The 18,869-nt window shown below is 54.6% G+C and carries 33 protein-coding genes; 1 reads left to right on the forward strand and 32 read right to left on the reverse strand.

Going from position 1 to position 18,869, the window contains the following annotated elements; all coding sequences use genetic code 11:
* Window positions 1-146: 146 nt before the first annotated feature.
* The 30 genes from rplQ to fusA all read right to left on the reverse strand — a co-directional run bounded on the left by rplQ (window position 147) and on the right by fusA (window position 17,436).
* Window positions 147-533 (reverse strand): 50S ribosomal protein L17, encoded by a 387-nt coding sequence (rplQ, locus tag HZS52_RS03305; protein WP_008959150.1) that lies wholly within the window; start codon window positions 531-533, stop codon window positions 147-149.
* A 39-nt stretch (window positions 534-572) separates the two neighbouring features.
* Window positions 573-1,568 carry a DNA-directed RNA polymerase subunit alpha gene (locus HZS52_RS03310; protein ID WP_009288137.1) on the reverse strand — a complete coding sequence of 332 codons (996 nt, stop codon included), beginning with the start codon at window positions 1,566-1,568 and terminating at the stop codon, window positions 573-575.
* A 98-nt stretch (window positions 1,569-1,666) separates the two neighbouring features.
* Complete coding sequence (gene rpsD, locus HZS52_RS03315) at window positions 1,667-2,287, reverse strand: 30S ribosomal protein S4 (RefSeq protein WP_008959152.1); 621 nt, start codon at window positions 2,285-2,287, stop codon at window positions 1,667-1,669.
* 12 nt (window positions 2,288-2,299) lie between these two features.
* Window positions 2,300-2,686 (reverse strand): 30S ribosomal protein S11, encoded by a 387-nt coding sequence (rpsK, locus tag HZS52_RS03320; RefSeq protein ID WP_007111985.1) that lies wholly within the window; start codon window positions 2,684-2,686, stop codon window positions 2,300-2,302.
* A gap of 39 nt (window positions 2,687-2,725) precedes the next feature.
* Window positions 2,726-3,082 (reverse strand): 30S ribosomal protein S13, encoded by a 357-nt coding sequence (rpsM, locus tag HZS52_RS03325; RefSeq protein ID WP_022520863.1) that lies wholly within the window; start codon window positions 3,080-3,082, stop codon window positions 2,726-2,728.
* Between the two features lie 123 nt (window positions 3,083-3,205).
* Complete coding sequence (gene rpmJ / locus HZS52_RS03330) at window positions 3,206-3,319, reverse strand: 50S ribosomal protein L36 (RefSeq protein WP_008959154.1); 114 nt, start codon at window positions 3,317-3,319, stop codon at window positions 3,206-3,208.
* A gap of 64 nt (window positions 3,320-3,383) precedes the next feature.
* Entirely contained in the window at window positions 3,384-4,715 is a 1,332-nt protein-coding gene (gene secY / locus HZS52_RS03335; protein ID WP_008959155.1) for a preprotein translocase subunit SecY, read from the reverse strand.
* A complete protein-coding gene (gene rplO / locus HZS52_RS03340; protein ID WP_009288138.1) occupies window positions 4,716-5,150 on the reverse strand; it encodes a 50S ribosomal protein L15 in 435 nt (144 codons plus the stop codon).
* Between the two features lie 3 nt (window positions 5,151-5,153).
* Complete coding sequence (rpmD, locus tag HZS52_RS03345) at window positions 5,154-5,336, reverse strand: 50S ribosomal protein L30 (protein WP_022520864.1); 183 nt, start codon at window positions 5,334-5,336, stop codon at window positions 5,154-5,156.
* Window positions 5,337-5,342: 6 nt separating this feature from the next.
* Window positions 5,343-5,843 (reverse strand): 30S ribosomal protein S5, encoded by a 501-nt coding sequence (rpsE, locus tag HZS52_RS03350; RefSeq protein WP_007111990.1) that lies wholly within the window; start codon window positions 5,841-5,843, stop codon window positions 5,343-5,345.
* A gap of 11 nt (window positions 5,844-5,854) precedes the next feature.
* Window positions 5,855-6,205, reverse strand: coding sequence for a 50S ribosomal protein L18 (gene rplR / locus HZS52_RS03355; protein ID WP_022520865.1), 351 nt, complete (start codon window positions 6,203-6,205; stop codon window positions 5,855-5,857).
* Between the two features lie 9 nt (window positions 6,206-6,214).
* Window positions 6,215-6,745 (reverse strand): 50S ribosomal protein L6, encoded by a 531-nt coding sequence (rplF, locus tag HZS52_RS03360; protein ID WP_190374151.1) that lies wholly within the window; start codon window positions 6,743-6,745, stop codon window positions 6,215-6,217.
* A gap of 9 nt (window positions 6,746-6,754) precedes the next feature.
* On the reverse strand, window positions 6,755-7,147 hold the full coding sequence (gene rpsH / locus HZS52_RS03365; RefSeq protein ID WP_007111993.1) for a 30S ribosomal protein S8: 393 nt from the start codon (window positions 7,145-7,147) through the stop codon (window positions 6,755-6,757).
* Window positions 7,148-7,179: 32 nt separating this feature from the next.
* Window positions 7,180-7,485, reverse strand: a complete 306-nt coding sequence (gene rpsN, locus HZS52_RS03370; protein WP_022520866.1) for a 30S ribosomal protein S14 — start codon at window positions 7,483-7,485, stop codon at window positions 7,180-7,182.
* Between the two features lie 10 nt (window positions 7,486-7,495).
* Window positions 7,496-8,035, reverse strand: a complete 540-nt coding sequence (gene rplE, locus HZS52_RS03375; RefSeq protein ID WP_007111995.1) for a 50S ribosomal protein L5 — start codon at window positions 8,033-8,035, stop codon at window positions 7,496-7,498.
* Window positions 8,036-8,053: 18 nt separating this feature from the next.
* Window positions 8,054-8,368 carry a 50S ribosomal protein L24 gene (gene rplX / locus HZS52_RS03380; RefSeq protein WP_007111996.1) on the reverse strand — a complete coding sequence of 105 codons (315 nt, stop codon included), beginning with the start codon at window positions 8,366-8,368 and terminating at the stop codon, window positions 8,054-8,056.
* Window positions 8,369-8,382: 14 nt separating this feature from the next.
* Window positions 8,383-8,754 carry a 50S ribosomal protein L14 gene (rplN, locus tag HZS52_RS03385; RefSeq protein WP_008959163.1) on the reverse strand — a complete coding sequence of 124 codons (372 nt, stop codon included), beginning with the start codon at window positions 8,752-8,754 and terminating at the stop codon, window positions 8,383-8,385.
* A gap of 49 nt (window positions 8,755-8,803) precedes the next feature.
* A complete protein-coding gene (gene rpsQ / locus HZS52_RS03390; RefSeq protein WP_007111998.1) occupies window positions 8,804-9,064 on the reverse strand; it encodes a 30S ribosomal protein S17 in 261 nt (86 codons plus the stop codon).
* A gap of 1 nt (window position 9,065) precedes the next feature.
* Window positions 9,066-9,257, reverse strand: coding sequence for a 50S ribosomal protein L29 (gene rpmC, locus HZS52_RS03395; RefSeq protein WP_007111999.1), 192 nt, complete (start codon window positions 9,255-9,257; stop codon window positions 9,066-9,068).
* Window positions 9,257-9,670: a 50S ribosomal protein L16 gene (rplP, locus tag HZS52_RS03400; protein ID WP_007112000.1), complete on the reverse strand. Its 414-nt coding sequence runs from the start codon at window positions 9,668-9,670 to the stop codon at window positions 9,257-9,259. The genes rpmC and rplP overlap by 1 nt, the downstream gene beginning before the upstream one ends.
* A 15-nt stretch (window positions 9,671-9,685) precedes the next feature.
* Window positions 9,686-10,387: a 30S ribosomal protein S3 gene (gene rpsC / locus HZS52_RS03405; protein ID WP_009288141.1), complete on the reverse strand. Its 702-nt coding sequence runs from the start codon at window positions 10,385-10,387 to the stop codon at window positions 9,686-9,688.
* Between the two features lie 10 nt (window positions 10,388-10,397).
* The gene (gene rplV, locus HZS52_RS03410; RefSeq protein WP_007112002.1) at window positions 10,398-10,730 is read right to left on the reverse strand and encodes a 50S ribosomal protein L22; all 333 of its coding nucleotides are present in this window, start codon (window positions 10,728-10,730) and stop codon (window positions 10,398-10,400) included.
* Between the two features lie 18 nt (window positions 10,731-10,748).
* Window positions 10,749-11,024: a 30S ribosomal protein S19 gene (rpsS, locus tag HZS52_RS03415; RefSeq protein WP_013330996.1), complete on the reverse strand. Its 276-nt coding sequence runs from the start codon at window positions 11,022-11,024 to the stop codon at window positions 10,749-10,751.
* Window positions 11,025-11,057: 33 nt separating this feature from the next.
* A complete protein-coding gene (gene rplB / locus HZS52_RS03420; protein ID WP_008959166.1) occupies window positions 11,058-11,888 on the reverse strand; it encodes a 50S ribosomal protein L2 in 831 nt (276 codons plus the stop codon).
* Between the two features lie 17 nt (window positions 11,889-11,905).
* Window positions 11,906-12,202 carry a 50S ribosomal protein L23 gene (gene rplW, locus HZS52_RS03425; protein ID WP_008959167.1) on the reverse strand — a complete coding sequence of 99 codons (297 nt, stop codon included), beginning with the start codon at window positions 12,200-12,202 and terminating at the stop codon, window positions 11,906-11,908.
* On the reverse strand, window positions 12,199-12,804 hold the full coding sequence (gene rplD / locus HZS52_RS03430; RefSeq protein ID WP_007112005.1) for a 50S ribosomal protein L4: 606 nt from the start codon (window positions 12,802-12,804) through the stop codon (window positions 12,199-12,201). The genes rplW and rplD overlap by 4 nt, the downstream gene beginning before the upstream one ends.
* Window positions 12,805-12,819: 15 nt before the next feature.
* Window positions 12,820-13,458, reverse strand: a complete 639-nt coding sequence (gene rplC / locus HZS52_RS03435; RefSeq protein WP_009288142.1) for a 50S ribosomal protein L3 — start codon at window positions 13,456-13,458, stop codon at window positions 12,820-12,822.
* A 160-nt stretch (window positions 13,459-13,618) separates the two neighbouring features.
* Window positions 13,619-13,930: a 30S ribosomal protein S10 gene (gene rpsJ / locus HZS52_RS03440; protein WP_007112007.1), complete on the reverse strand. Its 312-nt coding sequence runs from the start codon at window positions 13,928-13,930 to the stop codon at window positions 13,619-13,621.
* Between the two features lie 159 nt (window positions 13,931-14,089).
* On the reverse strand, window positions 14,090-15,283 hold the full coding sequence (gene tuf, locus HZS52_RS03445) for an elongation factor Tu (protein ID WP_009288143.1): 1,194 nt from the start codon (window positions 15,281-15,283) through the stop codon (window positions 14,090-14,092).
* Window positions 15,284-15,312: 29 nt separating this feature from the next.
* Window positions 15,313-17,436 (reverse strand): elongation factor G, encoded by a 2,124-nt coding sequence (gene fusA, locus HZS52_RS03450; protein WP_009288144.1) that lies wholly within the window; start codon window positions 17,434-17,436, stop codon window positions 15,313-15,315.
* A 99-nt stretch (window positions 17,437-17,535) separates the two neighbouring features.
* On the opposite strand from fusA, the gene HZS52_RS24740 reads away from it, so the two are divergent.
* Window positions 17,536-17,751, forward strand: a complete 216-nt coding sequence (locus HZS52_RS24740) for a pentapeptide repeat-containing protein (protein WP_081742684.1) — start codon at window positions 17,536-17,538, stop codon at window positions 17,749-17,751.
* Here the strand turns inward: HZS52_RS24740 and rpsG are convergent.
* Together rpsG and rpsL are read right to left on the reverse strand one after the other, a co-directional pair.
* A complete protein-coding gene (gene rpsG / locus HZS52_RS03460) occupies window positions 17,684-18,154 on the reverse strand; it encodes a 30S ribosomal protein S7 (protein ID WP_009288145.1) in 471 nt (156 codons plus the stop codon). The two genes, HZS52_RS24740 and rpsG, sit on opposite strands and share 68 nt — an antisense overlap.
* Window positions 18,155-18,336: 182 nt before the next feature.
* Complete coding sequence (gene rpsL / locus HZS52_RS03465) at window positions 18,337-18,711, reverse strand: 30S ribosomal protein S12 (RefSeq protein ID WP_008959173.1); 375 nt, start codon at window positions 18,709-18,711, stop codon at window positions 18,337-18,339.
* Window positions 18,712-18,869 lie beyond the last annotated feature (158 nt).

The raw sequence follows: 18,869 nt of genomic DNA on the forward strand, positions 1-18,869 counted from the left end.
AATTTAATAATAGGCCGAGTATAAGGTATTAGTACGAAGAATAGACGCCGTTAAGTGTAGAAAACAGAAGATAAATGCGCCCATAAAAAAAACCGACCACTGAGGGTCGGTTTTCATTCGCTACCAAAGAGGCCTGGCGCAGAGGATTACTCTTCTGCAGCGGCTTCTTCAACAACCGGACGGTCAACTAGTTCAACGAACGCCATAGGCGCGTTGTCGCCGGTGCGGAAACCGCACTTGAGAATACGGACGTAACCGCCCGGACGCTCGGCATAACGCGGACCCAATTCGTTGAACAGTTTGCCGACGGCTTCTTTAGAGCGCGTGCGGGCAAACGCCAAACGACGGTTTGCAACGCTATCCTGCTTAGACAAGGTGATCAGCGGCTCGATTACGCGACGCAGCTCCTTGGCTTTCGGCAGGGTTGTCTTAATGACTTCATGTTCGACCAGCGAGACAGACATGTTCTTGAACATGGCCTGACGATGCGAGCTGGTGCGATTCAGATGACGACCACTCTTACGATGACGCATGGTTGTAATTCCTTACCAAACTGGGACTCAAGTCGACGCTCACGCGGAGGCTTTGTCGTCCTTCAGGCTTGCCGGTGGCCAATTTTCCAACCGCATGCCAAGGGACAAGCCGCGAGCCGCCAATACATCTTTGATTTCATTCAAAGACTTTTTACCGAGGTTCGGTGTCTTCAACAGCTCAACTTCTGTGCGCTGGATAAGATCACCGATGTAGTAAATATTCTCGGCTTTTAGGCAGTTCGCGCTGCGAACGGTCAACTCAAGATCGTCTACGGGGCGCAATAGAATTGGATCGACATGATCCTCTTCCTCTTCGACTTCCTGTTCTTTATCAGCTTCCAGGTCGACGAAGGCGGCCAGCTGCTCTTGCAGGATGGTCGCACTGCGACGGATAGCCTCTTCCGGATCCAGGGTACCGTCGGTTTCCAGATCGATAATTAGCTTATCGAGGTCGGTACGCTGCTCGACACGAGCGGCCTCAACCGAGTAGGAAACACGGCGGACAGGGCTGAAGGTGGCATCCAGCTGCAGGCGGCCAATGGCACGTGACTCTTCATCAGAGCCGCGCGCGTCAGCCGGTTCGTAGCCACGACCCAGCGCTACCTTAAGCTGAATTTTCAGCTCGGCACCTTCATTGACATGAGCAATGACGTGGTCCGGGTTGACGATTTCGACGCTATGATCAAGCGCAATGTCGCCAGCGGTGACGACGGCTGGGCCCTGCTTGTTCAGCGTGAGCACCGCCTCATCGCGGCTGTGCATCTTGATCGCAACATCTTTCAAGTTCAGGAGGATTTCAATGACATCTTCCTGCACCCCTTCAAGCGCACTGTATTCATGCTCGACGCCGGCGATTTCAGCCTCTACCACGGCACAGCCGGGCATGGACGAAAGCAGAATGCGACGTAGTGCATTCCCCAGGGTGTGACCAAAGCCACGCTCGAACGGTTCGAGCACGATTTTGGCGTGATGTGCGCTGATTTCTTCGACCTTGATGTCGCGAGGACGGAGAAACTCTGTCACTGAACGCTGCATATGAACACCTTTCAGGCTGCCAAACGGATACTTGGTACTCGGTAAGATCTGGCGCGGGCGTTAAACCGGCACCAGATTGACAAGAAACAGAAAACTGCTTACTTGGAGTACAGCTCGACGATCAGGTTTTCGTTGATGTCGGCAGACAGGTCACCGCGTTCAGGCAGAGCCTTGAAAGTGCCTTCCATCTTCTTGGCGTCGATTTCGATCCAAGCGATATCGCCACGGTTGGCCGCAATGGACAACGCGCTTTGAATACGTGCTTGGTTTTTCGCCTTTTCGCGAATGGAAACAACGTCACCCGGCTTCACTTGATAGGAAGCAACGTTAACGGTGCGGCCGTTCACGGAAATCGCTTTGTGGCTGACCAGCTGACGCGCTTCAGAGCGAGTCGAGCCGAAGCCCATGCGGTAGACGACATTATCCAGTCGGGATTCGAGCAACTGCAACAATACTTCACCGGTCGCACCTTTCAGGCGAGCGGCTTCTTTGTAGTAGTTACGGAACTGTTTTTCGAGTACGCCATACATGCGACGTACTTTTTGCTTCTCGCGAAGCTGCAAGCCGTAGTCTGAAAGACGCTGACGACGCTGGCCGTGTACACCCGGGATCTGCTCGGATTTACACTTTTTCTCGAAGGGAGTAACACCACTCTTCAAAAAGAGGTCGGTGCCTTCACGACGAGACAGTTTGCACTTCGGTCCAATATAACGAGCCATGAATCTGTCTCCTTAAACGCGGCGTTTCTTAGGCGGACGGCAGCCATTATGGGGAATGGGCGTCGCGTCTACGATGCTTTGCACGCGGAAGCCGGCGGCATTCAGTGCGCGCACGGCGGATTCACGACCGGGACCTGGGCCTTTAACCAGTACATCTACGTTTTTCACACCATACTCGGCTGCAGCAGTTGCTGCACGTTCGCTTGCCACTTGAGCAGCGAACGGGGTGCTCTTGCGAGAACCACGAAAACCCGAACCACCGGCAGTCGCCCAAGAAAGAGCGTTGCCCTGGCGGTCTGTGATCGTCACGATCGTGTTGTTAAAAGAGGCATGGATATGCGCAATCGCATCCACTACCTGCTTTTTAACCTTTTTACGGTTACTACGCGGGTTAGCCATGTTGATGTCTATTCCTGTCTTTACGCCAGAACGTGCGTGTTATTTGCGGATCGGCTTACGCGGGCCCTTACGGGTGCGCGCGTTAGTCTTAGTCCGCTGACCACGCAGCGGAAGACTACGACGATGACGCAGACCACGGTAGCAGCCTAAGTCCATGAGACGCTTAATGTTAAGCGTGACATCACGACGAAGGTCGCCTTCTACGGTGTACTTGCCAACTTCAGAACGCAGGGTGTCGACTTCTTCAGAAGACAGATCCTGGATCTTGGCAGTAGGCGCGATACCGGCTGCAGCACAGATGTGCTCAGCACGGGTACGGCCAATCCCGAAGATATAGGTCAGCGAGATCGCCGCATGCTTGTTGTCCGGGATATTGACGCCTGCAATACGGGCCATCAGCTTACTCCGAAATTTGAGCGGCTTGCTCGTTTATTCATCTACAAAAGGCGCAACAGCATACCCCATCATTTGCCCTAAGGCAAGGGGTATGCTGGCACCCGCTTAATACAACCCAGGCTATTAACCCTGGCGTTGTTTGTGCCGTGGCTCGCTGCAGATGACGCGGACAGCGCCATTGCGACGAATGATCTTGCAGTTACGGCACATTTTCTTTACGGAAGCTCGAACTTTCATCGATCTTTCTCCAAAAACCGGCTCGCGGCGCGCCCTCTCTAACTAAATAGGGGTGGGCGGCGCCTCAGCGCATGATACCGCCGCTACCGTAGCCTTTCAGGTTGGACTTCTTCATCACTGAGTCATACTGATGCGACATGAGATGCGACTGCACCTGGGCCATGAAGTCCATGATGACCACGACTACGATTAACAACGAGGTACCGCCGAAGAAAAACGGCACGTTCCACGCCACAATCAAGAACTGGGGCATCAAGGAAACCGCAGTGATATACAAGGCACCGAACAGGGTCAAACGTGTCATGACCTTGTCGATATAGCGAGCGGTCTGCTCGCCGGGGCGAATGCCCGGCAGGAAAGCGCCTGACTTTTTAAGATTGTCAGCCACATCCTTGGGGTTGAAGACCAGCGCTGTGTAAAAGAAGCAGAAGAATACCACTGCCGCCGCGAAAAGCAAGATGTAAAGCGGTTGACCTGGGCCTAATGCCTGAGATGCACGCTGCAACCACTCCATACCTTCACCGGCACCTACCCACTGACCAATAGAGGCCGGGAAAAGCAGGATACTGGAGGCAAAAATCGCCGGAATAACACCGGCCATGTTGACCTTCAAAGGCAGGTAGCTACTTTGCCCTGCATACATCTTATTGCCCACTTGTCGCCGAGGGTAATTAACTTTGAGACGGCGTTGGCCGCGCTCAATGAAAACCACAAAGGCGACAGTCGCAATACCTAACACTGACAGCGCTAACAGCGGCAGAACATTCCAGGCCCCTTCATTACGGGCAAGCTCGAAGGCTTGGCCCACGGCACTGGGCAGTCCAGCGACAATACCGGCGAAGATCAGCAGCGAAATACCGTTGCCGATGCCCTTCTCGGTAATCTGCTCACCTAGCCACATCATAAACACCGCGCCCGATACAAACGTAATCACGGCGGTGAAATAGAAGCTGAAGTCAGCACTGTACGCGATGCCTTGGCTAGCCAGACCGACGGACATGCCGGTAGCCTGGACAAACGCCAGTATCACCGTGCCGTAGCGGGTGTACTGGCTAATCTTGCGGCGGCCAGCCTCACCCTCTTTCTTGAGCTGCTCAAGATGAGGGGAGACCGCAGTCATGAGCTGCATGATAATCGACGCCGATATATAGGGCATTATACCCAGGGCGAGAACACTCATGCGCTCCAGGGCGCCACCCGAGAACATGTTAAACATGCCCAGAATGGTGCCCTGTTGCTCCCTAAACAAGGCAGCAAGCTGGTCAGGATTGATACCGGGAACGGGAATGTGGGCACCAATACGGTACACCACGATGGCGAGGAGCACGAAGCGCAAACGCGCCCACAGTTCACTCAGACCGCTGCCCATCGCCGGCATTTTTCCTGACTTGGCCATTTAGTCCTCTACCTTGCCGCCAGCGGCTTCGATCGCTTCACGGGCACCTTTGGTGACCTTGATTCCGCGAACGGTAACCGCCGTTTTCAGTTCGCCAGAAAGGATGATCTTCGCGTGTAGCGTAGAGTCCTTTAGCACGTTGGCTTCTTTCAAAGATGCCAGGGTGACTTCACCACCGGCAACTTTAGCAAGCTCAGCCAGGCGTACTTCTTCAGAGACCAGAGATTTTGCAGACGTAAAGCCGAATTTCGGCAAACGACGCTGCAAAGGCATCTGACCGCCTTCGAAACCGGGCTTAACACTGCCGCCACTACGTGACTTCTGACCTTTGTGACCACGGCCACCGGTCTTACCAAGACCGGAACCGATGCCACGACCAACGCGCTTTGCAGCGTGTTTGGAGCCCGGAGCCGGGCTTAGGTTATTGAGTTTCATGGATTACTCTCCCTCAACGCGCACAAGGTAGTTCACCTTGTGGATCATGCCGCGTACGGCAGGGGTGTCTTCCAGTTCAACCGTATGACCGATGCGACGCAGGCCCAAGCCTTTCATAGTAGCCTTGTGCTTGGGCATAATGCCGATGGTGCTGCGGATCTGGGTAACCTTGATCGTTGCTGCCATGGTGCCTTACCCCGTGATCGCTTCGACAGACAGACCGCGCTTGGCGGCCACGTCTTCCGGTGCTTGCATGGAGGAGAGACCTTTAACAGTCGCTCGTACCACGTTAACCGGGTTGGTGGAACCGTAGCACTTGGCCAGTACGTCGTGGACACCGGCGAGCTCTAATACAGAGCGCATGGCGCCACCGGCGATGATACCGGTACCTTCGGAAGCCGGCTGCATGTACACCTTGGAAGCACCGTGACGGGCTTTGACCGGGTACTGCAGCGTATGGCCAGCAAGGTTCACCTTGACCATGTTGCGACGAGCTTGATCCATCGCTTTCTGGATTGCGACAGGCACTTCACGTGCCTTGCCACGACCGAAACCGACACGACCTTTACCATCACCAACGACGGTCAGTGCGGTGAAGCCGAAAATACGACCACCCTTGACCACCTTGGCGACGCGGTTGACCTGCACTAACTTCTCTTGCAGATCACCGCTTTGCTGTTCGTTCTTCGCCATCGTAAAACCCTTTAGAATTCCAGGCCGCCTTCACGTGCGGCGTCGGCCAGCGCCTTGACGCGGCCGTGATACTTAAAGCCAGCACGGTCGAAGGCCACCTGGGTGATGCCTGCTTCTTTAGCGCGTTCAGCAATCAGAGCACCCACTTTAGAGGCCGCATCTGAGTTGCCGGTCGCACCCTCGCGCAGTACTTTGTCCAGCGTAGAAGCACTGGCTAGCACTTTGCCACCATCCGGCGAGATAATCTGCGCATAGATGTGACGCGGGGTACGGTTGACGCACAGGCGATACACGCCCAGCTCGCGGATCTTTGCGCGAGCGCGGCGGGCACGACGGAGACGAGATTCTTTCTTCGCGTTCATAACCCTGCCTTACTTCTTCTTGGCTTCTTTGCGACGCACCTGCTCGTCGGCGTACCGAACACCCTTGCCTTTATACGGCTCAGGGGGACGGAAGGCGCGGATTTCCGCGGCGCACTGGCCGAGCATCTGCTTATCCGCGCTTTTCAGCACGATAACGGTGTTCTTCGGCGTTTCCGCTGAGACACCATTAGGCAGTTCATAGTCGACCGGGTGCGAGAAGCCCAGTGAAAGATTGAGCGTCTGGCCCTTAGCTTGGGCACGATAACCGACGCCAACAATTTCGAGAGTTCTTGTGAAACCCTCGGATACGCCCGTTACCAGGTTCTGAACTAAGGCGCGGGTAGTACCGGCCATGGCCCAGCTCTTGGCAGACTCACTCGGGGCGAAGGTCAGCTGGCCATCTTCTTGACCGACCACTACATCAGAGTGGATGGTCATAGATAGCGTGCCCTGGCCGCCTTTGGCGGTCAGCTGGTCAGCATTGATTTTAATCTCAACGCCGGCAGGCACTTTAACCGGATATTTCGCTATGCGGGACATTCCAGCCTCCTAGAATACGGTGCAGATGACTTCGCCACCGACACCCGCTTGGCGCGCGGCACGATCGGTCATGACACCATTGGATGTGGTGACAATCGCGATACCCAGGCCATCGGCAACCTTAGGCAAGTTATCCTTGCCCATGTAGCGGCGCAGGGACGGCTTGGAAACCCGCTGAATGTGCTCAATGACCGGCTTACCCTCAAAGTACTTGAGAGTTACGGTTAGCTCGGGCTTAGCGCCCTCCGCTACCGCAAAGTCGGCAATGTAGCCTTCTTCCTTTAGCACTCGGGCCACTTGCACTTTCAACTTGGAGGACGGCATGGTAGCCGTCTCCTTGGTGGCCATCTGCGCATTGCGGATACGTGTAAACATATCCGCCAGAGTGTCTTGCATGCTCATTTAATGTGCGCTCCTGATAATTCTACGTGGCGTTACCAACTGGATTTTTTCAACCCAGGAACGTCGCCACGCATGGCGGCTTCACGCAGCTTGTTACGGCCAAGGCCGAACTTGTTGTAAAAACCGTGCGGACGACCGGTGATACGGCAGCGGTTACGCTGACGCACCGGGCTTGAGTCGCGCGGCAGTTGCTGCAGCTTCAGCGTCGCCTCGAAGCGGTCTTCCTCAGACGTGTTCACGTCTGAGATGATCTTCTTGAGTTCAGCGCGCTTGGTCGCATACTTCGCGACCAGCTGAGTACGCTTAAGCTCACGCTCTACCATACTTTTCTTAGCCATGATCTCGCCCCTATTTCTTGAACGGGAAGTTCAGCGCGGTTAGTAGCGCACGACCTTCCTCGTCGGTTTTGGCGGTCGTAGTGATAGTGACGTCCAACCCCCGGATGCGATCGATTTTATCATACTCGATCTCCGGGAAGATGATCTGCTCACGCACACCCATGGAGTAGTTACCACGACCGTCGAAAGACTTCGGGTTGAGACCACGGAAGTCACGCACGCGGGGAATCGCGATGTAAACCAAACGGTCCAAGAAGTCCCACATACGCTCAGCGCGCAGAGTTACCTTGATGCCGATTGGCCAACCTTCGCGCACCTTGAAGCCCGCGATGGACTTACGTGCCTTGGTCACCAACGGTTTTTGACCAGAGAGTTTCTCTAGATCGCCGATGGCATTGTCAATCAACTTTTTATCGTTGACTGCTTCGCCGATACCCATGTTCAGAGTCACTTTCGTGATCCGGGGTACCTGCATAACGTTGGCATAGCTGAACTCTTCTTTGAGTTGAGCTGCTACCTCGTTTTGATAACGTTCTTTCAAGTTCGCCATTGTGCTACCCGACTCGCGTTAGGCGTCGATCTGCGTCTGCGTCGACTTGTAGATACGTACCTTGGTACCGTCTTCCTTCACTTGGAAGCCGACGCGATCCGCCTTACCGGTCTCCGAATTGAAGATGGCTACGTTGGACGCGTGAATCGGAGCCTCACGCTCGACGATACCGCCCTGATTACCCGCCATGGGATTTGGCTTGGTGTGACGTTTAATCATGTTCACACCGGACACCAAAAAGCGGTTTTCTAATACCCGCTTAACGGTGCCACGCTTGCCTTTATCCTTCCCGGCGATGACGATGACTTCATCGTCACGTTTGATCTTTTGCATATCCGCCTCGCTCCTTACAGCACTTCAGGCGCTAAGGAAATGATCTTCATGAACTTTTCATTACGAAGTTCACGAGTCACCGGCCCAAAAATACGGGTACCGATGGGCTGTTCGTTGGTGTTATTCAACAAAACTGCCGCATTTCCATCGAAACGGATGAGCGAACCGTCGGGACGACGGACGCCACTACGGGTCCGGACCACGACCGCTTTTAGCACCTGGCCTTTTTTGACCTTGCCACGCGGAATCGCTTCCTTAACCGTGACCTTGATGATATCACCAACGCGAGCGTAACGACGATGTGAACCGCCTAACACCTTGATGCACTGCACCCGGCGCGCTCCGCTGTTGTCGGCGACATCCAGCATTGTCTGAGTCTGAATCATCGGTTTTCTCCAAACCTAATCTGACTGCACTGATTGACAGGCCTTGGGATTAACCCTTGGCGTGTTCAACCACCTCGACCAGCGTCCAGGCTTTCTTCTTGGAAAGCGGACGGCACTCCTGAATGGAAACCGTATCGCCTGCCTTAGCCTGGTTCGCCTCATCATGGGCGTGCAGCTTGGTGGAGCGCTTAACGTATTTTCCGTAGATCGGGTGACGCTCGCGCCGCTCGATCATGACGACGATGGACTTGTCCATCTTATCGCTCACCACTTTACCGGTGAGCGTACGCTTTGTGTTTTCTTCGGCCATCTCAATCACCTGCCTTCTCGTTGAGCAAAGTCTTAACGCGGGCGATATCCCGGCGGACCTGCTTGAGCAGATGAGTCTGGCTCAGTTGGCCAGTGGCCTTCTGCATGCGCAGGTTAAACTGCTCGCGGAGGAGTTCGAGGAGTTGCTCCTGGAGCTCTCCTGCGGACTTTTCACGAATTTCCTGGGCTTTCATCACATCACCGTCCGTTTCGCAAAGGTGGTGGATAAGGGCATTTTCTGTGCGGCAAGCTCAAACGCTTCACGAGCGAGCTCTTCCGACACGCCTTCAATTTCATACAGGACCCGACCCGGTTGGATCTGGGCAACCCAGTACTCAACAGAACCTTTACCTTTACCCATACGAACTTCGAGCGGCTTCTTGGAGATCGGCTTATCAGGGAAGACGCGGATCCAGATTTTACCGCCACGCTTTACGTGACGTGTGATCGCACGACGGCCTGCTTCGATCTGACGCGCAGTGATGCGGCCGCGACCAGTAGCTTTAAGGCCGTATTCCCCGAAGCTGATCTTGCTTCCGCGATGCGCCAGGCCACGGTTGCGGCCTTTCATCATCTTGCGGAATTTCATACGCTTGGGCTGTAACATCGACTCGCTCTCCCCTTACCTGGAACCTTTCTTCTTGGGCGCGTTGCCGGCAGGCTGTTGTTTAGCCTTGGCACGTACTTCCTCGATACCGCCGAGGATTTCACCCTTGAAGATCCACACTTTGACGCCGATAACGCCATAGGTGGTGTGAGCTTCGTAAGTGGCGTAGTCGATATCCGCACGCAACGTGTGCAGCGGAACGCGACCTTCGCGGTACCATTCGGTACGTGCGATTTCAGCGCCACCAAGACGACCTGACAGCTGAATCTTGATGCCACCAGCGCCAAGACGCATTGCGTTCTGTACCGCGCGCTTCATAGCACGGCGGAACATGACGCGACGCTCAAGCTGACCCGCTACGTTAGCAGCGACTAGCTTGGCATCCAGCTCCGGCTTGCGAACTTCTTCGATGTTCACATGCACGGGAACGCCCATCATCTGGGTGAGATCGCGACGCAGACGGTCGACATCTTCACCTTTCTTACCAATCACGATACCCGGACGGGCAGTGTGAATGGTGATGCGGGCATTGTTCGCCGGACGCTCGATGTGGATGCGGCTAACAGAGGCGCTTTTAAGACGCTCTTCCAGGAAGCTACGCACTTCGAGATCGTTATTGAGCTTATCGGCGTAAGCGCCGCGCTCAGCATACCAGACAGAAGCATGGTCTTTGACGATGCCCAGTCGAATGCCTGTTGGATTGACTTTCTGACCCATCGGTCGACTCCTACTTCTCGGCTACCTTGACGGTGATGTGGCACGTGCGCTTCAAGATACGATCCGCACGCCCCTTGGCACGCGGCTTGATACGCTTGAGCGTCATGCCCTCATCGACGCAGATGGTCGAGACACGCAGCTCGTCAATATCCATGCCGTTATTTTCTTCCGCGTTTGCAATCGCGGATTGCAGCACCTTCTTAACCAGCTTGGCAGCCTTCTTCGGTGAGAAGGTCAGCAGGTCGAGTGCCTCGGCGACAGGTTTACCGCGCACCTGGTCAGCCACCAAACGGGCCTTCTGGGCGGATAAACGAGCGCCAAGCAGCTTAGCTGTGACTTCCATCTCTCAATCCTCTCTGGCTTACCGTTTGGCTTTTTTATCCGCCGCATGCCCGCGATAAGTGCGAGTAGCAGCGAATTCGCCCAATTTGTGGCCAACCATTTCCTCGGAGACGTGCACCGGGACGTGTTGGCGACCGTTATGGACCGCGATAGTGAGGCCTACCATATTGGGCAGGATCATAGAACGACGCGACCAAGTCTTGATCGGTTTGCGATCGTTCTTCTCCACTGCAACCTCTACCTTCTTCAAAAGATGAAGGTCAATGAAGGGACCTTTCTTTAGTGAACGTGGCACAGCCGTTACCTCTTAATGTCTTGGCAATGTAGATCAACGCGTCTTATTACGACGACGAATGATCAGCTTGTCGGTGCGCTTGTTCTTACGCGTCTTGTGACCCTTAGTCGGCACACCCCATGGGGATACCGGGTGACGACCACCACTGGTGCGGCCTTCGCCACCACCGTGCGGGTGATCGACTGGGTTCATCGCGACACCGCGAACAGTCGGACGCACACCTCTCCAGCGCTTCGCACCGGCCTTGCCAAGTTGACGCAGGCTGTGCTCTGAGTTGCTCACTTCACCCAAGGTCGCGCGGCACTCGGCCAACACTTTACGCATTTCGCCAGAGCGAAGACGCAGGGTGGCATAGTTACCTTCACGAGCAACCAGCTGGGCGCTTGTACCGGCACTGCGAGCAATCTGCGCGCCTTTACCCGGCTTGAGTTCGATGCAGTGCACCGTAGAACCCAACGGGACGTTGCGCAGCGGCAAGGCATTGCCTTTCTTGATTGACGCGTTAACACCAGATTCCAGCACGTCACCCGCGCTGACACCTTTCGGTGCAATGATGTAACGACGCTCACCATCGGCATACTTCAGCAGCGCAATGTGCGCACTGCGGTTGGGATCGTGCTCAAGACGCTCAACGGTGGCAGGAATGCCATCCTTGGTGCGTTTGAAATCGATCAACCGATAGTGGTGACGATGACCACCGCCCACGTGGCGGGTGGTGATACGACCGTAGTTGTTACGGCCGCCGGACTTGGACTGTTTTTCTAAAAGCGGTGCATAGGCACGGCCTTTAAACAGTTCCTCGCCAACGATCTTGACGACGTGGCGACGACCGGCGGAAGTGGGTTTGGTCTTGACGATTGCCATTATCCGTACTCCTGCCCTTATTCGGCGCCAGAGAAGTCTTCGAGCGTTTCACCCGCAGCCAGGGTCACATACGCTTTGCGATAACCCTTACGCAGGCCAACGCCGTTCGCAGTACGTTTTGTTTTACCCTTCATGTTCAGTACCTGAACACTACCGACCTTTTTGCCGAAAAGTGCTTCAACGGCCTTTTTGATCTCGGGCTTGGTAGCATCAGATGCCACCTTGAAAACGTACTGGTTGCGCTCGGCTGCCATTGCGGCCTTTTCGGTCACGTGCGGCCCAAGCAGAACCTTAAATACGCGTTCCTGGTTCATGCCAGCTTCTCCTCGAATTTACGCAGGGCGGAGACGGTAATCAGCACCTTATCAAAGGCTACCAGGCTTACCGGGTCAGCTGCCGCGACATCCACCACGTCAACGTGGGGAAGGTTGCGTGCGGCCAAATAGAGCTTTTCGTCAACTTCTTCAGTGACGATCAACACTTTTTCAAGGTTGAGCTCTTTTAGCTTGGCAGCTACCTGCTTGGTCTTAGGCGCATCGACGACGAACTCTTCAATCGCGACTAAACGCTCTTGACGTACCAGCTCTGACAAGATGGAGCGCATCGCTGCACGGTACATCTTGCGGTTAACCTTCTGGGTGTAGTCTTGCGGACGCGCCGCGAAGGTTACGCCACCACTACGCCATAGCGGAGAGCGGATGGTACCGGCACGTGCACGACCGGTGCCTTTCTGACGCCACGGCTTTTTACCACCGCCACGAACGTCGGAACGACTCTTTTGTGCGCGGGTTCCCTGACGACCAGCCGCCAAATAGGCAGTGACAACCTGGTGAACGAGCGCTTCGTTGAATTCTTTGCCAAAAGTGGCGTCGGCTACTTCAACGGTACCCGCGCCTGCAGCAAGATTCAGATTCATTGGTAATTATCCCCTTCAGCCTGCTTTCACGGCGCTGCGAACGATAACGTCACTACCGGGAGCACCCGGTACGGCGCCTTTAATCAGCAGCAGGTTACGCTCGGCGTCGACACGGACGATCTCAAGGCTCTGCACGGTGCAACGGGCGTTACCCATTTGACCGGCCATCTTTTTGCCTTTGAAAACGCGACCCGGAGTCTGACACATGCCGATAGAACCCGGCGCGCGATGCGACAGAGAGTTACCGTGAGTCATATCTTGGGTACGGAAATTCCAGCGTTTAACAGCACCCTGGAAGCCTTTACCCTTAGAGGTGCCAGTCACGTCAACCATTTGACCAGCTTCGAAGAGGGATACGGTGAGTTCGCCGCCTACTTCAGGAATCTCTTCGCCTTCTGCAAGACGAAATTCCATCAGTGCACGACCAGCTTCAACACCCGCCTTGGCAAACTGACCCGCTTGCGCTTTGGTGAGGTGCTTAGCTTTACGAGAGCCAGATGTGACCTGAATCGCTGCGTAACCGTCAGACTCGACAGATTTAACGCGTGTAACACGATTAGGATCAACTTCAATAACGGTTACGGGCACAGACGCGCCGTCTTCGGTAAAGACACGGGTCATCCCGGCCTTTTTACCGACTAAACCGATAGTCATACTCAGTCTCCTATAGTGTACGGGGCTATCACCCGCTATGGCTGCCCTTTCCAGAGCATTCCACTAGCACATTGTATGGCGCCTCACGGCGCGGCGGCTGCTGCTCATGCTAGCTCTTTACAAAGAACGATGAGCGCTGGGCCGCAAGTGACTAGTGTAATTAGTTGAGTTTGATTTGCACGTCAACGCCTGCGGCGAGATCAAGCTTCATCAAAGCATCAACAGTTTTTTCAGTCGGCTCAACAATGTCGAGCACACGCTTGTGCGTACGAATCTCATACTGGTCACGCGCATCTTTGTTGACGTGCGGTGAGATCAGAATGGTGTAACGCTCGCGGTTGGTCGGCAGCGGAATCGGACCACGAACCTGAGCACCAGTACGTTTAGCGGTTTCAACAATCTCCGCTGTAGACTGGTCGATCAGGCGATGGTCGAAAGCTTTCAACCGAATGCGAATCTTTTGGTTCTGCATTTGCCCTAAACTCCAATGGATGTCGACGGCGCGAGCCGTCTACCCACGCATTCAAAGGATGCGCATTATAGGCACGCCAAAAGCCCATGTCAAACATTTGCTGTTGGTGCGCAGAAAAGGGGGCTCATCAGAGCCCCCTTCATCATTCAAGCATGCTGCTTACTTGACGATTTTGGCCACAACGCCAGCACCGACAGTACGGCCGCCTTCACGAATAGCGAAGCGCAAGCCTTCGTCCATTGCGATCGGGGCGATCAAGGTAACAACCATCTGAACGTTGTCACCCGGCATGACCATTTCAACGCCTTCCGGCAGTTCACAGGTACCAGTTACGTCGGTGGTACGGAAGTAGAACTGCGGACGGTAGCCCTTGAAGAAAGGCGTGTGACGACCACCCTCTTCTTTGGACAGTACGTAAACTTCTGCTTCGAAGGTAGTGTGCGGGTTGATGGTGCCCGGCTTGGCCAGCACTTGGCCACGCTCGACGTCATCACGCTTAGTACCACGCAGCAGGGCGCCAACGTTCTCACCAGCACGACCTTCGTCGAGCAGTTTACGGAACATTTCAACACCGGTAACGATCGTTTTGGTGGTATCGCGGATACCCACGATTTCCACTTCTTCGCCCGCTTTGACGATACCGCGCTCTACACGACCGGTAACAACAGTACCGCGGCCAGAGATAGAGAACACGTCTTCGATCGGCATCAGGAACGGCTGGTCGATGGCACGCTCCGGCTCAGGGATGTAAGCATCCAGAGCTTTGATCAAATTAGCGACGGCAGTCGTACCCATGCCCTTGTCATCTTCACCGTTCAGCGCCATCAGCGCAGAGCCAGTGATGATCGGCGTGTCGTCACCCGGGAAGTCGTACTGGTCTAGAAGTTCGCGAACTTCCATTTCTACCAGCTCGAGCAGCTCTTCATCATCGACCATGTCCGCTTTGTTCAGGAACACAACGATGAACGGTACGCCAACCTGACGAGACAGCAGGATGTGCTCGCGAGTTTGCGGCATCGGGCCGTCTGCGGCAGAACATACCAGGATAGCGCCGTCCATCTGCGCAGCACCGGTGATCATGTTCTTGACGTAGTCAGCGTGTCCCGGGCAGTCAACGTGCGCGTAGTGGCGATCTTCAGACTGGTATTCCACGTGGGAAGTAGCGATGGTGATACCGCGCTCACGCTCTTCAGGAGCGTTATCGATGGTATCAAACTCACGCCAGTCGCCGCCGAAAACCTCAGCAGACACGCGGGTCAGGGCCGCCGTCAGAGTCGTTTTACCGTGGTCGACGTGACCAATGGTGCCGACGTTGACGTGCGGTTTGGAACGTTCAAATTTTTCCTTAGCCACTGCTATAACCTCTTTACGTTAGCTAACGGTTAACCGTTTTGATTGATGACGGCTTCAACGACGCTGGAGGGCGCCTCGTCGTACTTCGAGAACTCCATAGAGTAGCTCGCACGGCCCTGGGTTTGTGAGCGCAGATCGGTTGCATAACCGAACATCTCGCCCAGTGGCACCGTCGCACGAATGACTTTACCAGAAGAGGAGTCATCCATACCCTGCACCAGGCCGCGACGACGGCTCAGGTCACCCATGACGTCACCCATAAATTCTTCGGGGGTCACGATTTCGACCTTCATCACCGGCTCCAGCAGCACGGCCTTGGCCTTCCTGGCACCTTCTTTTACTGCCATAGAAGAAGCAATCTTAAACGCAGTCTCGTTGGAGTCTACGTCGTGGAAGGAGCCATCAAACAGCGTTACTTTAACGTCGATCATCGGGTAACCCGCGATGACGCCGTTTTTGAGCTGCTCAAAAGCACCCTTCTCAACCGCGGGAACGTATTCCTTGGGAACCGCACCACCCACGATCTCAGAGTTGAACTTGAAGAACAGTTCGTCTTCGCCTTCACCCTTCTCTTCTGCTGTCAGCGGCTCGATACGCAGCCATACGTGACCATACTGACCACGACCACCGGACTGACGTACGAACTTGCCTTCTTGCTCAATGCTGCCGCGAATAGTTTCGCGATAGGCAACCTGAGGCTTACCGATATTGGCTTCAACCTTAAACTCGCGACGCATACGGTCAACGAGGATATCCAGGTGAAGCTCACCCATGCCAGAAATAATCGTCTGGCCGGTTTCTTCGTCGGTTTTGACCTGGAAGGAAGGGTCTTCTTGAGCAAGCTTGCCCAACGCAACACCCATCTTCTCTTGGTCTGCCTTAGATTTAGGCTCTACAGCAACCGAGATAACCGGATCCGGGAACTCCATGCGCTCGAGAACGATCTTGTTATCGATGTCGCACAGGGTATCACCCGTGGTGACGTCTTTCAGACCGATACAAGCAGCGATGTCGCCCGCCAGAACTTCTTTGATCTCTTCACGGGAATTGGCGTGCATCTGAACGATACGGCCAACGCGCTCTTTCTTCTGCTTAACGGAGTTATAGACACCGTCACCAGATTTAAGAACACCCGAGTAGACGCGAATAAAGGTCAGCGTACCAACGAAGGGGTCAGTGGCGATCTTAAACGCCAGGGCCGCAAACGGCGCACTGTCATCAGCTTCACGGGTATCAACGGTGCCGTCTTTATCGTCGAGCTCACCTTCGATCGCCTTAACTTCCGTCGGCGAAGGCATGTATTCGATAACGCCATCCAGCACTGCTTGAACGCCTTTGTTCTTAAAGGCAGAACCACAGGTAACCAGAACGATATCGTTAGCCAGGGTGCGCGCACGTAAACCGGCCTTGATCTCTTCAACTGATAGCTCACCGCCTTCAAGGTACTTTTCCATCAGCTCGTCAGAGCCTTCGGCAGCAGCTTCGACCATCTCTTCGCGGTACTTTTCTGCTGTTTCTTGTAGCTCAGCAGGAATGTCCGCGAGGTCATAATTCATACCCAGGCTTTCCTCATCCCACAGGATAGCCTTCATCTGAATCAGATCAATAACACCTTTAAAGTCCTCTTCCGTGCCCCAGTTAATCTGGATTGGCACAGCTTTGGCACCCAAACGCTCTTTCAACTGCTCGACAACCATGAAGAAGTCAGCGCCGGTACGGTCCATCTTATTGACGAAAACCATGCGCGGAACTTCATACTTGTTGGCTTGGCGCCATACTGTTTCGGTCTGCGGCTGAACGCCGGAAGAACCACACAGCACAACAACCGCACCATCGAGTACGCGCAGAGAACGTTCAACTTCAATGGTGAAGTCAACGTGCCCTGGGGTGTCGATAATATTGATACGGTGCTCAGGGAACTGCTTGTTCATGCCCTGCCAGAAACAGGTAGTTGCAGCTGAGGTGATAGTGATACCACGCTCCTGCTCCTGCTCCATCCAGTCCATGGTCGCAGCACCGTCGTGTACTTCGCCCACTTTGTGGGAGAGGCCGGTGTAGAACAGTACACGCTCAGTCGTCGTGGTTTTACCCGCGTCGACGTGAGCGACGATACCGATATTACGGTAGCGATTTAGTGGAGTCTTGCGTGCCACGGTGAAACTCCCGTTTGTTGGCGATGCTCGTTAATTTAGCGGCGTATGCAAGCGAGGTTTATGCGGCCGCCGCTACCACTGCGTCATGGTAGCGGCTGAGTGTTGCAACTTTTGAATTGCAACAACGCGACTCAGCAAACATTCCACCATGCTGAACAACGTGCATATATAAACCAGAAAGCCATACTTAAAAACGCCGTACAAAGAAACGCCGATTTTAGAAACGCTGACCTTAAAAACGCCGACCTTAAAAACGGTAGTGCGAGAAGGCCTTGTTGGCTTCTGCCATGCGATGCACGTCTTCGCGCTTCTTAACGGCAGAACCTTTACCTTCAGCGGCATCCAGCATTTCACCCGCCAGACGCTGAACCATGGTTTTCTCACCGCGACGACGCGCCGCGTCTACCAGCCAGCGCATTGCCAGCGCTTGACGGCGAGACGGACGTACTTCAACCGGCACCTGATAGGTCGCACCACCAACGCGGCGCGACTTCACTTCGACCATCGGCTGGATGGCTTCCAGCGCTTTGTCGAAGATCTCCAGCGGATCTTCTTTACTACGCTCGGCAACCTTGTCCAACGCACCGTAGACGATACGCTCAGCTATGGACTTCTTGCCGCTGACCATCAGGTGGTTCATGAACTTCGCCAGACGCTCACTTCCGAACTTAGGATCCGGCAGAATCTCGCGTTTAGCTACTACTCTTCTTCTAGGCATGATAAGCCCTCAATTAAGGATCTTTCAGGTAAACCCGGAACTCATGCAACCTGTGTACGCTATTCAAGCACCACAAGTGCAGCCCGACCTTACTCTTATCAGACCGTCAAATTCGTGAAAATCGTTACTCAGCATGCCCTTTTGACGGGGCGACGCTGCACAGCTGACCTAGGACTTAAAACTTAGGACTTAGGACGCTTAGTACCGTATTTAGAACGACCCTGACGACGATTTTGAACGCCAGAGGTGTCAAGGGCGCCACGAACGGTGTGATAACGCACACCTGGCAAATCCTTTACACGACCGCCGCGAATCAAAACGACAGAGTGTTCTTGAAGGTTGTGACCTTCACCACCGATATAAGAAGACACTTCAAAGCCGTTGGTAAGGCGCACACGGCAAACCTTACGCAGAGCCGAGTTAGGCTTCTTCGGGGTGGTGGTGTAAACGCGCGTACAAACGCCGCGTTTTTGCGGACAGGCCTGCAGCGCTGGCACGTCACTTTTTGTGACGGGGCGCTTGCGCGGCTTGCGCACTAGCTGATTAATCGTTGCCATGGTGTTTAGCTGACTCCAATGGTTGCCTTGCCTTTTAACAAATGCGGGCAGCGGATGCGGGCGCACCCACCCCACTGTTAAAGGCTGCGCATTCTAAAGGCTGACCCTAGGTCGCGTCAAGCCTTGCCGGCGGTTTTACCGGCAAGGTGACACTTTTT

Origin of the sequence: Vreelandella titanicae, assembly GCF_014697095.1 — a bacterium.
Lineage (GTDB): Bacteria > Pseudomonadota > Gammaproteobacteria > Pseudomonadales > Halomonadaceae > Vreelandella > Vreelandella titanicae.

What these genes read in the sequence shown, in the direction of transcription:
- rplQ (WP_008959150.1), bottom strand. Translation starts at nt 533, where the DNA reads ATGCGTCATCGTAAGAGTGGTCGTCATCTGAATCGCACCAGCTCGCAT.
- HZS52_RS03310 (WP_009288137.1), bottom strand. Translation starts at nt 1,568, where the DNA reads ATGCAGCGTTCAGTGACAGAGTTTCTCCGTCCTCGCGACATCAAGGTC.
- rpsD (WP_008959152.1), bottom strand. Translation starts at nt 2,287, where the DNA reads ATGGCTCGTTATATTGGACCGAAGTGCAAACTGTCTCGTCGTGAAGGC.
- rpsK (WP_007111985.1), bottom strand. Translation starts at nt 2,686, where the DNA reads ATGGCTAACCCGCGTAGTAACCGTAAAAAGGTTAAAAAGCAGGTAGTG.
- rpsM (WP_022520863.1), bottom strand. Translation starts at nt 3,082, where the DNA reads ATGGCCCGTATTGCAGGCGTCAATATCCCGGACAACAAGCATGCGGCG.
- rpmJ (WP_008959154.1), bottom strand. Translation starts at nt 3,319, where the DNA reads ATGAAAGTTCGAGCTTCCGTAAAGAAAATGTGCCGTAACTGCAAGATC.
- secY (WP_008959155.1), bottom strand. Translation starts at nt 4,715, where the DNA reads ATGGCCAAGTCAGGAAAAATGCCGGCGATGGGCAGCGGTCTGAGTGAA.
- rplO (WP_009288138.1), bottom strand. Translation starts at nt 5,150, where the DNA reads ATGAAACTCAATAACCTAAGCCCGGCTCCGGGCTCCAAACACGCTGCA.
- rpmD (WP_022520864.1), bottom strand. Translation starts at nt 5,336, where the DNA reads ATGGCAGCAACGATCAAGGTTACCCAGATCCGCAGCACCATCGGCATT.
- rpsE (WP_007111990.1), bottom strand. Translation starts at nt 5,843, where the DNA reads ATGGCGAAGAACGAACAGCAAAGCGGTGATCTGCAAGAGAAGTTAGTG.
- rplR (WP_022520865.1), bottom strand. Translation starts at nt 6,205, where the DNA reads ATGAACGCGAAGAAAGAATCTCGTCTCCGTCGTGCCCGCCGCGCTCGC.
- rplF (WP_190374151.1), bottom strand. Translation starts at nt 6,745, where the DNA reads ATGTCCCGCATAGCGAAATATCCGGTTAAAGTGCCTGCCGGCGTTGAG.
- rpsH (WP_007111993.1), bottom strand. Translation starts at nt 7,147, where the DNA reads ATGAGCATGCAAGACACTCTGGCGGATATGTTTACACGTATCCGCAAT.
- rpsN (WP_022520866.1), bottom strand. Translation starts at nt 7,485, where the DNA reads ATGGCTAAGAAAAGTATGGTAGAGCGTGAGCTTAAGCGTACTCAGCTG.
- rplE (WP_007111995.1), bottom strand. Translation starts at nt 8,035, where the DNA reads ATGGCGAACTTGAAAGAACGTTATCAAAACGAGGTAGCAGCTCAACTC.
- rplX (WP_007111996.1), bottom strand. Translation starts at nt 8,368, where the DNA reads ATGCAAAAGATCAAACGTGACGATGAAGTCATCGTCATCGCCGGGAAG.
- rplN (WP_008959163.1), bottom strand. Translation starts at nt 8,754, where the DNA reads ATGATTCAGACTCAGACAATGCTGGATGTCGCCGACAACAGCGGAGCG.
- rpsQ (WP_007111998.1), bottom strand. Translation starts at nt 9,064, where the DNA reads ATGGCCGAAGAAAACACAAAGCGTACGCTCACCGGTAAAGTGGTGAGC.
- rpmC (WP_007111999.1), bottom strand. Translation starts at nt 9,257, where the DNA reads ATGAAAGCCCAGGAAATTCGTGAAAAGTCCGCAGGAGAGCTCCAGGAG.
- rplP (WP_007112000.1), bottom strand. Translation starts at nt 9,670, where the DNA reads ATGTTACAGCCCAAGCGTATGAAATTCCGCAAGATGATGAAAGGCCGC.
- rpsC (WP_009288141.1), bottom strand. Translation starts at nt 10,387, where the DNA reads ATGGGTCAGAAAGTCAATCCAACAGGCATTCGACTGGGCATCGTCAAA.
- rplV (WP_007112002.1), bottom strand. Translation starts at nt 10,730, where the DNA reads ATGGAAGTCACAGCTAAGCTGCTTGGCGCTCGTTTATCCGCCCAGAAG.
- rplB (WP_008959166.1), bottom strand. Translation starts at nt 11,888, where the DNA reads ATGGCAATCGTCAAGACCAAACCCACTTCCGCCGGTCGTCGCCACGTC.
- rplW (WP_008959167.1), bottom strand. Translation starts at nt 12,202, where the DNA reads ATGAACCAGGAACGCGTATTTAAGGTTCTGCTTGGGCCGCACGTGACC.
- rplD (WP_007112005.1), bottom strand. Translation starts at nt 12,804, where the DNA reads ATGAATCTGAATCTTGCTGCAGGCGCGGGTACCGTTGAAGTAGCCGAC.
- rplC (WP_009288142.1), bottom strand. Translation starts at nt 13,458, where the DNA reads ATGACTATCGGTTTAGTCGGTAAAAAGGCCGGGATGACCCGTGTCTTT.
- rpsJ (WP_007112007.1), bottom strand. Translation starts at nt 13,930, where the DNA reads ATGCAGAACCAAAAGATTCGCATTCGGTTGAAAGCTTTCGACCATCGC.
- rpsG (WP_009288145.1), bottom strand. Translation starts at nt 18,154, where the DNA reads ATGCCTAGAAGAAGAGTAGTAGCTAAACGCGAGATTCTGCCGGATCCT.
- rpsL (WP_008959173.1), bottom strand. Translation starts at nt 18,711, where the DNA reads ATGGCAACGATTAATCAGCTAGTGCGCAAGCCGCGCAAGCGCCCCGTC.